The organism is Mesorhizobium sp. XAP4, from assembly GCF_029269325.1.
Taxonomy (GTDB): domain Bacteria; phylum Pseudomonadota; class Alphaproteobacteria; order Rhizobiales; family Rhizobiaceae; genus Mesorhizobium; species Mesorhizobium ciceri.
Window position 1 is genome coordinate 209,344 of record NZ_JARIXW010000007.1, and the last position, 12,711, is coordinate 222,054.

General features: G+C 61.3%; 11 protein-coding genes. 6 read left to right on the plus strand and 5 right to left on the minus strand.

Annotation, left to right across the window (positions count from 1 at the left end; translation table 11 throughout):
* Positions 1–22: 22 nt before the first annotated feature.
* Both P3C39_RS27260 and P3C39_RS27265 read right to left on the minus strand, forming a co-directional pair.
* Positions 23–1,402, minus strand: a complete 1,380-nt coding sequence (locus P3C39_RS27260) for a pyridoxal-dependent decarboxylase (RefSeq protein WP_275954676.1) — start codon at positions 1,400–1,402, stop codon at positions 23–25.
* 49 nt (positions 1,403–1,451) lie between these two features.
* Entirely contained in the window at positions 1,452–2,042 is a 591-nt protein-coding gene (locus P3C39_RS27265; RefSeq protein ID WP_275954675.1) for a hypothetical protein, read from the minus strand.
* A 338-nt stretch (positions 2,043–2,380) separates the two neighbouring features.
* Here P3C39_RS27265 and clpP point away from each other — a divergent pair, with 338 nt between their 5' ends.
* From clpP to P3C39_RS27285, 4 genes are all read left to right on the plus strand, one after another.
* A complete protein-coding gene (clpP, locus tag P3C39_RS27270) occupies positions 2,381–3,010 on the plus strand; it encodes an ATP-dependent Clp endopeptidase proteolytic subunit ClpP (RefSeq protein WP_013532191.1) in 630 nt (209 codons plus the stop codon).
* A gap of 297 nt (positions 3,011–3,307) precedes the next feature.
* Positions 3,308–4,582: an ATP-dependent Clp protease ATP-binding subunit ClpX gene (gene clpX / locus P3C39_RS27275; RefSeq protein WP_013532190.1), complete on the plus strand. Its 1,275-nt coding sequence runs from the start codon at positions 3,308–3,310 to the stop codon at positions 4,580–4,582.
* A gap of 306 nt (positions 4,583–4,888) precedes the next feature.
* Positions 4,889–7,300: an endopeptidase La gene (lon, locus tag P3C39_RS27280; protein ID WP_013532189.1), complete on the plus strand. Its 2,412-nt coding sequence runs from the start codon at positions 4,889–4,891 to the stop codon at positions 7,298–7,300.
* A 298-nt stretch (positions 7,301–7,598) separates the two neighbouring features.
* Positions 7,599–7,871, plus strand: a complete 273-nt coding sequence (locus P3C39_RS27285) for an HU family DNA-binding protein (protein WP_006201846.1) — start codon at positions 7,599–7,601, stop codon at positions 7,869–7,871.
* Positions 7,872–8,073: 202 nt separating this feature from the next.
* On the opposite strand, the gene P3C39_RS27290 is transcribed toward P3C39_RS27285, so the two are convergent.
* Positions 8,074–9,096 carry an aldo/keto reductase gene (locus tag P3C39_RS27290; RefSeq protein ID WP_063167791.1) on the minus strand — a complete coding sequence of 341 codons (1,023 nt, stop codon included), beginning with the start codon at positions 9,094–9,096 and terminating at the stop codon, positions 8,074–8,076.
* Positions 9,097–9,273: 177 nt separating this feature from the next.
* Between P3C39_RS27290 and P3C39_RS27295 the strand changes: the two genes are divergently transcribed.
* A complete protein-coding gene (locus tag P3C39_RS27295) occupies positions 9,274–9,840 on the plus strand; it encodes an SIS domain-containing protein (protein ID WP_275954674.1) in 567 nt (188 codons plus the stop codon).
* A 3-nt stretch (positions 9,841–9,843) separates the two neighbouring features.
* Positions 9,844–10,587 carry a creatininase family protein gene (locus P3C39_RS27300; RefSeq protein ID WP_063167792.1) on the plus strand — a complete coding sequence of 248 codons (744 nt, stop codon included), beginning with the start codon at positions 9,844–9,846 and terminating at the stop codon, positions 10,585–10,587.
* Between the two features lie 50 nt (positions 10,588–10,637).
* Here the strand turns inward: P3C39_RS27300 and P3C39_RS27305 are convergent, their stop codons facing one another.
* Together P3C39_RS27305 and P3C39_RS27310 are read right to left on the minus strand one after the other, a co-directional pair.
* Positions 10,638–11,555: a carbohydrate ABC transporter permease gene (locus P3C39_RS27305; RefSeq protein WP_275954673.1), complete on the minus strand. Its 918-nt coding sequence runs from the start codon at positions 11,553–11,555 to the stop codon at positions 10,638–10,640.
* A gap of 26 nt (positions 11,556–11,581) precedes the next feature.
* Positions 11,582–12,703 carry a sugar ABC transporter permease gene (locus P3C39_RS27310; RefSeq protein WP_024504588.1) on the minus strand — a complete coding sequence of 374 codons (1,122 nt, stop codon included), beginning with the start codon at positions 12,701–12,703 and terminating at the stop codon, positions 11,582–11,584.
* Positions 12,704–12,711 lie beyond the last annotated feature (8 nt).

The following is a 12,711-nucleotide window of genomic DNA, read 5'->3' on the forward strand; positions in this document are numbered from 1 at the left end:
ACGAGGCCAAATCCGCAGCGGTTCAATGATTGAGTTCGTCTGCGGCGGCAATGACTTCGGACACAATCGCCCGCACGTCATCCAAGGTCGTCCTGTGATTGACGAAACACGCCCGCAGCGCGAACTGACCGTTGATCGTTGCATTCGACAGATACACGCGGCCGCGCGCGATCACGCGGCGCAGGATCGCTTCGTTGTCCTTAGAGCGGTGACGGAAACAGACCGCGCTTAGCGATACCGGCGCAAGCTGCTCAAGCTCCGGCTGTGAAGCGATTGCCTGTGCCAGCATCTGGGCATGGTAGAGATCGCGCGCGATGGCTTCGCGATAGGCACGGCGCCCGTGATACTGCAGCGACATCCAGAGCTTCAGCGCACGGAAGCGCCGAGACAGTTCGATCGACTCTTCAAAGAATGCAAATGCTTCCGTTGGGTCTTCGCTCAATATCCTGACGTAGTCGTCGCTGTGCGAGAAAGTCGTGCGCGCAATGTCTGGGTGACGATTGAGCAGGCAGCCGCAATCGAGTGGCTGATAGAGCCACTTGTGCGCATCGAGCGACAGCGAATCCGCCAAAGACAGTCCCTGGAACTTTTCCGGGACGGCCAGCGCCGCCAGTCCCCCATAGGCCCCATCGACATGCATCCACAACGCTTCCCTACAGGCAATGTCTGCGATTTCGGGAAGGGGATCGATCGCACCGGAGATGATGGTGCCGACCGTGGCCACGATGGCGATGGGCATGTTGCCGATGGCGCGGTCGGCGGCAATAGCTGCCTGGAGGGCATCCGTCCGCATCCTGAATTTGTCGTCGACAGGGATCAAACGGAGATTTTTTCTACCGATCCCCAACAGCGCCACGGCCTTGGGAATGGACATGTGCACTTGCTCGGAAGCATAGATCACGCACGGTCGCACGCCTGTTTCGTTGGCTGGCAGCTTCGCTTCCCGCGCCATCGCCAGGGCCATGAGGTTCGCCGTCGAGCCGCCGCCGCACAGGCTGCCTGTAAATCCGGGGCAACCGACAGCCTCCGCCAACCATTCGACGACGGCGCGTTCGATCGATGTCGCAGCCGGTGCCGAGCGCCACGACGTCACATTCTGATTGAGCACCGCAGCCAGCAATTCCCCCAGCGCGCCGATCGGTTCGCCGGAGCCGACGACATAACCGAAGAACCTGCCGGTTGAAGGCCGCACATGCTCCGCTATCGACTTGAAATCCTGCAAGACTTCCCGACCACGACCGCTCTCCTGCCAAGGCCGCGAGAAGAGTTCCGTCGTCTGTTTGCCGCTGGTCGTGGGATACGTCCGACGTTCCTCGAGGGAGGCCCAATAGCCTTTGGCAAGCGCCAAGGCTTCTTCGGCAAGGTCTGACAATTCCTGATTGGAAATTTCCAGGTCGCGCATGCCCTCAGCCCAACGGAGATCCGCTGCGACGCAGGGTACGCCATGCGCGCTAATCCTGGCAATGCCTGGGAATATGCACCCGCCGCCAGCCCGATAAACCTTCGCGGACCAACACACGACGCGCGACGGCCTGGTAGGAGGCGGGGACATCGATGACGCGCCTTTGTTCCGGCCGCACCAGCACCTCCTCGGCGATGCTGTCATATTGTGCGGGAATGACGACGCGCCGCGTGCGTTCGGGCTGGATCACGATGGTCTCTGCGACGCGTTCGTAGCGCGCCTTGTGCCATACCTTGCACAGCACCTTGCGGCCATGGATGACGCGCCATTCCCAGGAATAGCCGCCGCCATCGACCCGGACCGTACGGTAGACGGTGCGGGTGACGGCCGGTACGATCTGGTAGGTCACTTGCGCCGGAACGGTCATCACGACGCGCTCGCGCGTGCCATAGATAGGGGCGATATAGTCGACCTGCTGACCGGGCGGACTGATCATCACGTCTTCATAGACCGTGTCATAGACGGCCGGACTGCGGACCGGCTCATAACATTCGACGGCGCGGCCGCCGGCCGCCGTCTGCGAAATCGTGCCGAGCACGGTCAGCCCGGCAATGGTGAAGCATGCGGTTTTCCCGGGCATGACACTCCCCCTGTTGAACTCTATGCATAAGTTCAACGTTGAATTGTAGAGGAAGCCGTCTCGGAAAAAAGCGGTTTCGGCGCATTTCGTTAAGTGACGCGGTTAAGAAACTGCTACGTTGCGGGGCCGGCGATGCGGCTCCGGACCCGCGGAAGCATCCGCCGCCGCGAATCCTTGGTCAGAAAGCTTGATTCGACTTACCCAGATGGCTAGGAGGGGTCGGCCTTGCACAAGGACGAGCCGGCATCCTATTTACGGAATAACGATCCAGAACCGATTCTGCCCGATCTGCCGGCATTCCCGGCGCCGGAATCCCACCGCGAGATAAGAGATACCTGATGAAGAACCCCGTCGAAACCTACATGAACCTCGTTCCGATGGTGGTCGAACAGACCAATCGCGGCGAGCGGGCCTACGACATTTTCTCGCGCCTCCTCAAGGAGCGCATCATTTTCATCACCGGTCCGGTCGAGGACGGCATGGCGACGCTGGTCTGCGCGCAGCTTTTGTTCCTCGAAGCCGAGAATCCTAAGAAGGAAATCAACCTCTACATCAATTCGCCGGGCGGCGTCGTCACCTCGGGCATGGCGATCTACGACACCATGCAGTTCATCAAGCCGGCCGTGTCGACGCTCTGCATCGGCCAGGCGGCTTCGATGGGTTCGCTGCTCCTGACTGCCGGTCACAAGGACATGCGCTTTGCCACGCCGAACGCCCGCATCATGGTTCACCAGCCTTCCGGCGGCTTTCAGGGCCAGGCGTCCGACATCGAGCGCCATGCCCTGGATATCATCAAGCTGAAGCGTCGCCTCAACGAGGTCTACGTCAAGCACACCGGCAAGAGCTATGAAGAGATCGAGAAAACGCTCGACCGCGACCATTTCATGACCGCCGACGAAGCCAAGGATTTCGGCCTCATCGACAAGGTCATTTCGTCGCGCGAGGCGGCCGAAGGGGCGCTGGCATAAAGGCAAGTTGGCAGTTGGATGGCACCATCACGCGCTTTTGGCGCGTCTTGCGGCATTTCGGCCACAATTGGCTGTTCCCTCGGGGGACAGGATTGCCTACGTTAAGGCTATGTTGAGTTTCGGCGGCTTAGCTTTATGCGGGGTTGTCGCGAATCATTGCCACGTTTTCTGATTTGTGTTTCGTACGGAATGCGTTGCGGGAGCCGGGACACACTGGCGGCGGCGGATTCCCGCGATAGATAGAGTATGCGCCCTTTCAGCCAGACCATCGGCGGGCGGCCATGAAAGGACATGAAAATGAGCAAGGTCGGCAACAACAGCGGCGATTCCAAGAACACGCTTTACTGCTCGTTTTGCGGCAAAAGCCAGCACGAAGTGCGCAAGCTGATCGCCGGTCCGACGGTCTTCATCTGCGACGAGTGCGTCGAACTCTGCATGGACATCATCCGTGAAGAGAACAAGACCTCGATGGTGAAGTCGCGCGAAGGCGTGCCGACACCGCAGGAGATCCTCAAGGTTCTCGACGACTATGTCATCGGTCAGCCCTACGCCAAGCGCGTGCTGTCGGTGGCGGTCCACAATCACTACAAGCGCCTCGCGCATGCCGGCAAGAACAACGATGTCGAACTGGCGAAGTCCAACATCCTTTTGATCGGCCCGACCGGTTGCGGCAAGACGCTGCTGGCGCAGACGCTGGCCCGCATCATCGACGTGCCGTTCACCATGGCTGACGCGACGACGCTGACCGAAGCCGGCTATGTCGGCGAGGACGTCGAAAACATCATCCTGAAGCTGTTGCAGTCGGCCGACTACAATGTCGAGCGCGCCCAGCGCGGCATCGTCTACATCGACGAAATCGACAAGATTTCGCGCAAGTCGGACAATCCCTCGATCACCCGCGACGTGTCGGGCGAGGGCGTGCAGCAGGCGCTCTTGAAGATCATGGAAGGCACCGTCGCCTCCGTGCCGCCACAGGGCGGCAGGAAGCACCCGCAGCAGGAATTCCTGCAGGTCGACACAGCCAACATCCTGTTCATCTGCGGCGGCGCCTTCGCCGGGCTGGACAAGATCATCTCGGATCGCGGCCGCAAGACGTCGATCGGCTTCGGCGCGGTCGTCGCTTCGCCGGAGGATCGCCGCACTGGCGATGTTTTCCGCCTGGTCGAGCCCGAGGATCTGTTGAAGTTCGGTCTCATCCCTGAGTTTGTCGGCCGTCTGCCGGTCCTGGCGACGCTGGAAGATCTCGACGAACCGGCGCTGATCCAGATCCTGACCGAGCCGAAGAACGCGCTGGTCAAGCAGTATCAGCGGCTGTTCGAGATGGAAAATGTCGACCTGACCTTCCATGAGAACGCTCTTTCGGCGATCGCCAAGCGCGCCATTGAGCGCAAGACCGGCGCGCGCGGCCTGCGTTCGATCATGGAGGCGATCCTGCTCGACACGATGTTCGAGCTTCCCGCACTCGAAGGCGTGCGCGAAGTGGTGATTTCGGAGGAGGTGGTGACCGGCAGTGCCCGGCCGCTCTACATCTACTCCGAGCAGAAGGAAAAGAAGGGCAATGTCAGCGCCTGACATGAGCCCGCAGCGAAATTCTGAAACGGCGCCGCAAGGCGCCGTTTTGCTGTCGCACAGCGGTTTTGCGCGGCGTACGGGCTGGCGTCGCAAATGTGTCACTCGCGGACGGGTTGGGAGTGCGGATTTGGACACGCCCCTTGATCTTTGGGGGTCGTGCATCCAACTAACTGGAGAAGGCCGAGGTGCCCGATTTCTGTGCTGTAAAACTCCCGTCACAAACGGTGGTAGGCGGAACGATCCCCGGTCGTTAATATAAGATTCGCGGTTGGCTCAATTAGCGGCCGCGACATGAAAGGTTGGACAATGGCCAAAGTATCCAAGGCACCCAGCGACGGCGTCTTCGCAGTTCTCCCACTGCGCGACATCGTGGTGTTCCCGCACATGATCGTTCCGCTCTTCGTCGGGCGTGAGAAGTCGATCAAGGCGCTGGAAGAGGTGATGGGTCAGGAAAAGCAGATCCTGCTTGCCACCCAGATGAATGCCGCCGATGACGATCCCGAGCCCGATGCCATTTTCGACATCGGCACGCTCGCCAATGTGCTGCAATTGCTCAAGCTGCCCGACGGCACCGTCAAGGTTCTGGTCGAGGGCGCCTCGCGTGCGAAAATCGTCTCGTTCACCGACCGTCCCGATTTCCACGAGGCCCGCGCCGCGGCGCTGGTCGAGCCGGAAGAGGAAGAGGTCGAGGTTGAGGCGCTGGCGCGTTCGGTCGTCACCGACTTCGAGAATTACGTCAAGCTGAACAAGAAGATCTCGCCCGAAGTGGTGGGTGCTGCCAGCCAGATCGACGACTACTCCAAGCTCGCCGACACGGTTGCCTCGCATCTCGCCATCAAGATCCCTGAGAAGCAGGAGATGCTGGCCACGCTGTCGGTCAAGGAGCGGCTGGAAAAGGCGATGGGCTTCATGGAAGCCGAAATCTCCGTCCTGCAGGTGGAGAAGCGCATCCGCTCGCGCGTCAAGCGCCAGATGGAGAAGACGCAGCGCGAGTACTACCTGAACGAGCAGATGAAGGCGATCCAGAAGGAACTCGGCGAAGGCGAGGACGGCCGCGACGAGGCCGCCGAGATCGAGGCGCGCATCAAGAAGACCAAGCTCTCCAAGGAGGCCCGCGAAAAGGCGGAAGCCGAGTTGAAGAAGCTCCGGACGATGTCGCCGATGTCGGCTGAATCGACGGTCGTGCGCAACTATCTCGACTGGATCCTGTCGATCCCGTGGGGCAAGAACTCCAAGGTCAAGCAGGACCTGGCTTTCGCGCAGAACGTGCTCGATACCGACCATTTCGGCCTCGACAAGGTCAAGGAGCGCATCGTCGAGTATCTCGCCGTGCAAAGCCGCCAGAAGAAGCTGAAGGGGCCGATCCTGTGCCTCGTCGGCCCTCCCGGTGTCGGCAAGACCTCGCTCGGCAAGTCGATCGCCAAGGCGACTGGACGCGAGTTCATCCGCATGGCGCTGGGCGGCGTGCGTGACGAGGCCGAGATCCGTGGCCACCGGCGCACCTATATCGGCTCGATGCCCGGCAAGGTCATCCAGTCGATGAAGAAGGCCAAGAAGTCCAACCCGCTCTTCCTGCTCGACGAGATCGACAAGATGGGCCAGGACTTCCGTGGCGATCCGTCATCGGCGTTGCTCGAGGTCCTCGATCCGGAACAGAACTCGACGTTCATGGACCACTACCTCGAGGTCGAATACGATCTGTCGAGCGTCATGTTCGTGACGACGGCGAACACGCTGAACATCCCGGCGCCCTTGATGGACCGCATGGAGATCATCCGTATCGCCGGCTACACCGAGGACGAGAAGATCGAGATCGCCAAGCGGCACCTGATGCCTAAGGTGATCCGCGATCACGCGCTGCAGCCGAAGGAGTTTTCCGTCGGTGAGGACGCGATCCGCGCCATCGTCCAGACCTACACCCGTGAAGCGGGCGTCAGAAGCCTGGAGCGCGAGCTAATGAAGCTCGGGCGCAAGGCGGTGACCGAGATCCTGAAGACGAAGAAGAAGACGGTGAACATCACGGCGGCGAACCTCGCCGATTACCTCGGTGTTGAACGCTTCCGCTTCGGTCAGGTCGAGGCTGACGATCAGGTCGGTGTCGTTACCGGACTCGCCTGGACGGAAGTCGGCGGCGAGTTGCTGACGGTCGAAGGCGTCATGATGCCCGGCAAGGGCCGCATGACGGTGACCGGCAATTTGCGCGACGTGATGAAGGAATCGATTTCGGCGGCGGCCTCCTATGTCCGCTCGCGCGCCGTCGATTTCGGCATCGAGCCGCCGCTGTTCGACAAGCGCGACATCCACGTGCACTTGCCGGAAGGCGCCACGCCGAAGGACGGCCCGTCTGCAGGTGCTGCCATGGCGACAGCCATTGTATCGGTACTGACGGGTATTCCGGTCCGGGCGGATGTGGCGATGACCGGCGAGATAACGCTTCGCGGCCGCATCCTGCCGATCGGCGGGCTCAAGGAGAAGCTGCTCGCCGCACTGCGCGGCGGCATCAAGAAGGTGCTGATCCCGGAAGACAATGCCAAGGATCTGGCGGAGATTCCGGACAATGTGAAGAACGGCATGGAGATCATTCCGGTCTCACGTGTCGGCGAGGTGTTGCGCCACGCGCTGGTGCGTATGCCGGAGCCGATCGAATGGGTCGAGCCGGTCAATCCGCCGGCTGCGACAGACAGTGCCGACGACGCTGGAAAGTCCCTGGCGCATTAGAGCGCCGGGCGTCCATCTGGACGCACAAAGGACGCTCTAACGCCCAGACTTGCGCATGGCCCTTGCCGCAAACCGGCTACGGTTTTCGGGGCCATGCGTTGGTTTTCGTCGAGGTTGCAGCGCACAAACGGAGAGCCGGGCCTGACGCCCGGCTTTTTCATGTGAAAAACCCCGGAATTCCGGGCTTTTTCCGCTTTTTTCCTGCCTTTTCGACTTGGTTGCGGGAGCGCTTCTTTCTAAAGTCCGTTTCCTGCCGGATGAGTCGATAGTTCCGGTGTTCTCATGGAAGGGAATTTTTATGAACAAGAACGAACTGGTGTCCGCTGTCGCCGACGCCGCGAGCATTTCGAAGGGTGACGCGCAGTCGGCGGTCGATGCGGTATTTTCCGTGATCACCGGCGAACTGAAGAAGGGCGGCGATGTCCGGCTTGTCGGCTTTGGCAATTTCACCGTGTCAAAGCGTGCCGCCTCGACCGGCCGCAATCCTCAGACCGGCGCCGAAGTGAAGATCCCGGCGCGTACCGTGCCGAAGTTCTCGGCCGGCAAAGGCCTCAAGGACGCAGTCAACTAAGCGTTTTTTCTTTTCAGAGACCTCAGAAAAGCCGGGCTTGCCCGGCTTTTCATTTTGGTGCCCTACGTTGGTTCATGCGACCAGAAAAGCCGGGCTTGCCCGGCTTTTCATTTTGGTGCCCTACGTCGGTTCATGCGACCAGAAAAGCCGGGCTTGCCCGGCTTTTCATTTTGGTGCCCGACGCTGACGCGACGCGGCCGGCTTATGCGGTCGGCGCATCAGTGCGCATAAGACCTTCCTCCTTGAGATCCGCCCAAAGTGCTGCGGGCAGTTTCGCATCGAGCAGCGAGCGATTGCTCTCGACCTCGCTCGGCCGTTGGCCACCGGGGATCACCGAAACGACTGAAGGATGCAGCAGCGGGAATTGCAGGGCGGCCTCGATCAGCCTGACACCATGACGCTTGCAGACGTTCTCGATCCCGGCGACCCGGTCGAGTATGTCCTTCGGCGCTTCGGAGTAGTTGTAGTAGGCTCCGGGCTTCGGCCCTGTTGCGAGGATGCCGGAGTTGTAGGGTCCGCCGAGAACGATGCCGATGCCGCGTGCCTGGCAGAGCGGCAGGAAGGACGTCAGCGCCTCCTGTTCCAAGAGCGTATAGCGCCCCGCCAGCAGGAACAGGTCGAAGTCGCCGCGCTCAGCCAGCGTCTGCGCGACCTGCCACTCATTGATGCCGCCGCCGAACGCCTTGATCACGCCCTGGTCGCGCAGCGACAGCAGGCCGTAATAGCCCGAGCGCATGAACTCCTCGATGCGCCGGTCGGAGGCTTCCTTGCTGCCATGCGTGAAGATGTCGACATCGTGCACGAAGAGTATGTCGATCCGATCGACGCCGAGGCGCTCAAGCGAGGCTTCGAACGAGCGCATGACGCCGTCATAGCTGTAGTCGTACACCTCGCGGCGTGATGGCGTGTCGAAGAACTTGCCGATGCCGGTGCGCTCTTCGGGCGGGCAGGCACGCATGATGCGGCCGACCTTGCTCGACAGCACATAGTCGTCGCGCTTCTTGCCGCGCAGGAACGGGTTGAGCCGCGTTTCCGAGAGGCCGAGCCCATAGAGCGGCGCGGTGTCGTAGTAGCGGCAGCCGGTCGCCCAGGCGGCCTCCAGCGTGGCGTTGGCGTCCTCGTCGGAGACGGCACGGTAGAGATTGCCGAGCGGCGCCGCGCCGAAGCCGAGCTCGGTGAAACTGATGCCGCCATTGCCGATGCGGTCGAAATGCCGTGTCTTCATATCCTGCTGTTTGCCTCGCCTGATTTGTCTGACATGACACTATCACGCCTGTGATCAGGCAAAAGCATAGCTGCGCGTTGGACACGCATTTTCACGGTTGCTAGCATAACGAAATCAAGCTGTTCGTGGCAGCAAGAGCGGCAAATACCAGGGTGATTTTTCAATGGCGGGTTTGCGGTGAGCGACAAGAGCAAAAGCCTGTTCGAGACCTCACTTGAGGAGCTGGGTGGCGTGCTGGCACGCATCGACGAAAGCCGGATCGACGCCGCCTGCAAAACGCTAGCCGGCGCGCGACAGATCGTCGTCTATGGCTGCGGCCGCGAGGCCTTGCAGGTCAAGGGTTTTGCCATGCGGCTCTACCATTTGGGGCTGCCGGTTTCCGTGGTCGGCGACATGAACACGCCGCCGCTGGGGCAGAGCGATGTCTTCCTGGTCAGTTCCGGGCCGGGAGAAACCTCGACCGTGCTGACCCTGATGCAGGTCGCGCGCCAAGCAGGTGCAACCAATCTCCTGCTGACCGCCCAGGCCGAAGGCAGCGCGACAAGGCTTGCCGACTTCACGCTGCTCATTCCCGCGCAGACCATGGCCAACGATCAGGGGGCGCAAAAAACATCGGTCCTGCCGATGGGCTCGGTGTTCGAAGGCGCGCTGTTCCTGCTGTTTGAGGTGATGGTGCTGAAGCTTAGGGAATTGACCGGCGCGTCGCCCGAAGCCATGCGCGCCCGCCACACCAACATGGAATAGATCATGCGCTATGAACTGATGCTGCCACACCAGATCCGCAGGGCGATCGCCGAGAATTGGCCGGTCGCTCTGCCGCTCGGCGTGCTGGAATACCATGGCGAGCATATGGCCGTCGGCATGGACACGCTGGCCGTCATCAAGACGCTGGAGCTGTTCGAAAAGGAGAAGGACGTCGTCATCCTGCCGCCCTTCTACTACGGTGCGGCAAGCTATGCGGTGGCGCCGCCGGAAGGCAGCGGCTCGGTGCAGGTCGGCGGCAATGCGCTGGCGCCGTTCGGCGAGGAACTGTTCTACAGCCTGCTGCGCATCGGCTTCCGCAACATCCACGCCATTATCCACCACCAGACCGAGAACTTTGTCGCCGGCATGCCGACCGATCTGGCGTTCAAGGCCGCCGGCCGCCAGGCGATCTTCCGCTTCCTCGAAAAGGAGCGCGGCGAGGGCTGGTGGGGGTCGCAGGCGATGGCGGACTATTATTCAGGACACGCGGCGGGTGAAAATTTCTTCAACTGGGTGCAGGTGCATCCGCTGATGTCGGCTGACATGAACGGCAAGTACCCGTTCGACCATGCCGGCATTGGCGAGACCTCGCTGATGCTGGCGCTATGCCCGGAGGCTGTCGATGCCAATCACTTCGCCGACAATACCGGCTGGTACACGGCGAGCGCCAAGGATGCTTCGGCAGAGCTCGGGCAGAAGGGCGTCGCCATGATCATGGACCACCTGCGGGCAATATTGGGACGCTAGCGCGCGGCTTCCCTTCTCCCACAAGGGGGAGAAGGTAAGAGGGCGCCATGCTACTTCACCGCGCCCGCGGTCATGCCCATGATCAGATAGCGCTCCAACGCGATGCCAATGACGGCGAGCGGCGCGATGGCCGCCGTCGCTAGTGCCGCCATCGACCACCAGTTGATGCCTTGCGAGCCGGTCTGGCTCGCCACCATGACGGGAATTGTCTTGGCGTCGGTCGAGGTCAAAAGGGCGGCGAAGAAATACTCGTTCCAGCACAGCACCATCGCCAGGATGAAGGCGGCGACCATGCCCGGCAGCGCGATCGGCATGACGATGCGGAAGAAGGCGCCCCAGATCGACAGCCCGTCAACAAGGGCGGCTTCCTCGAGCTCGACCGGGATCGAGTTGAACTGGTCGCGCATGATCCAGATGACGATCGGCAGCACCATCAGCGTGTAGAGCAGGATCAGTCCGATGCGCGTGTCGAGCAGGCCGACCTCGCGGTAGAGCACCAGGAAGGGCAGCGCCAGCACCACCGGCGGCAGGATCAGCTGCGACAGGAAGAAGAACGAGATGTCCTCGTTCTTGAACCAGGCGAAATGGTAGCGATAGCGGGTGAGCCCGTAGGCGGCGAGGCTGCCGATGATGATGGCGAGGCTCGACGCGCCGACCGAGGTGATCACCGAATTCATGAAGCGCTTGAGGAACTCCTCGCGCACGGTCGAGGTCTGGAAGATCGAGTCCGGCGACAGGCCGAGCGAACGCCAGCCCTTCCAGTCCGGCTGGAAGTCGACGAAGGGGATGAGATGGCCTTGCGTGACGTCGACTGCGGTCTTGAACGAGGTCGTGATCGTCCAATAGATCGGGAACAGGCAGATGAACGCCCAGAAGGCCAGCGCGCCATAGATGAAGACGCGGCTGGCGAGGAAGCTCGCCGGCGAGCGGATCTCCGAGGCGACATATTCGGTGGTCTGAATGCTCATCGGGCTCACTTCACCCCCATCTTGCTTTAATTGACATTGCGGACAAAACGGTTGGCAAATTTCAACAACCACGTGACGAACACGACGATGATCACCAGATAGGCCATTGCTAGCATGGTTCCGTAGCCGACATTCGAGCGGTCGCGGTATTCGCGGTAGATGAAGCTCGACACGGAATCGGTGGCGCCGCCGGGGCCGCCGGACGTCACGGTGATGATGATGTCGGCAAGCTTCAGCTTGAAGATGATGCGCAGGACCACCGCCGTCACCGACACCGGCAGCATCAGCGGGAAGGTGACCTGCCAGAAGGTCTGCCACGCATTGGCGCCGTCGACGCGTGCGGCTTCGAGCACCTCGCGCGACATCGCCTGCAGCCCGGCCAGCAGCATGATCATCATGAACGGAATGAAGGTCCAGGCATCCAGTATCATGATCGATATGCGCGCGATGATCGGATCTGAGAAGAAGGCGGGATTTTCCCAGCCGAGATGGCGCGCCAGCGTTGCGGCCGGTCCGAACCTGTATTCCATCAGCGATTTGCCGATCATCCACGACACCGCGACCGGCGACAGCATCAGCGGCATCAGGAAGACGACGCGGAAGAATTTTCGCGCCCGGATCTGGGCATTGAGGAGCAGCGCCAAGCCGAAGGCAATGACATATTCGACCGCCACCGCCAGCACGTAGAGCACCATGTTGAACAGCGCGTTGCGGTAGTAGGGATCGCCCAGCATCTGCCAGAAATTGTCGAGCCCGTTGAACCGGCGGCCGCTGAAGGAACTGAGGTTCCAGTCGGTGAGTGCGATGTAGAAACCGAACAGCGTCGGGAAGATCACCATGGCGATGGTGAACAGCAGCGCCGGCAGCAGAAACAGGGCACGCTGGCCGTCTTCGCCGCGCGTCAGCACCTGGCCGACACCGATCGCCACGCCCCACAGCACATAGGCATAGACGACGGGGCGCCAGGTCTCGAAGCCGATCGTATCGGGGCTGCCCTTGTAGAGGATCTCCAGCACGATCGTCGCCAGCAGGCCAAGCGTCGCAACGGCCATCAGCGCCCAGCCAAGGCGTTTACGGCCTGGAGAGATCAGATCGGAAGTGCCGGCATCTGCCGGCCACGGGTTCGCGGTCGATGTCTGGTCAGCCACAAATCTCG

What these genes read in the sequence shown, in the direction of transcription:
- P3C39_RS27260 (WP_275954676.1), bottom strand. Translation starts at nt 1,402, where the DNA reads ATGCGCGACCTGGAAATTTCCAATCAGGAATTGTCAGACCTTGCCGAA.
- P3C39_RS27265 (WP_275954675.1), bottom strand. Translation starts at nt 2,042, where the DNA reads ATGCCCGGGAAAACCGCATGCTTCACCATTGCCGGGCTGACCGTGCTC.
- clpP (WP_013532191.1), top strand. Translation starts at nt 2,381, where the DNA reads ATGAAGAACCCCGTCGAAACCTACATGAACCTCGTTCCGATGGTGGTC.
- clpX (WP_013532190.1), top strand. Translation starts at nt 3,308, where the DNA reads ATGAGCAAGGTCGGCAACAACAGCGGCGATTCCAAGAACACGCTTTAC.
- lon (WP_013532189.1), top strand. Translation starts at nt 4,889, where the DNA reads ATGGCCAAAGTATCCAAGGCACCCAGCGACGGCGTCTTCGCAGTTCTC.
- P3C39_RS27285 (WP_006201846.1), top strand. Translation starts at nt 7,599, where the DNA reads ATGAACAAGAACGAACTGGTGTCCGCTGTCGCCGACGCCGCGAGCATT.
- P3C39_RS27290 (WP_063167791.1), bottom strand. Translation starts at nt 9,096, where the DNA reads ATGAAGACACGGCATTTCGACCGCATCGGCAATGGCGGCATCAGTTTC.
- P3C39_RS27300 (WP_063167792.1), top strand. Translation starts at nt 9,844, where the DNA reads ATGCGCTATGAACTGATGCTGCCACACCAGATCCGCAGGGCGATCGCC.
- P3C39_RS27305 (WP_275954673.1), bottom strand. Translation starts at nt 11,555, where the DNA reads ATGAGCATTCAGACCACCGAATATGTCGCCTCGGAGATCCGCTCGCCG.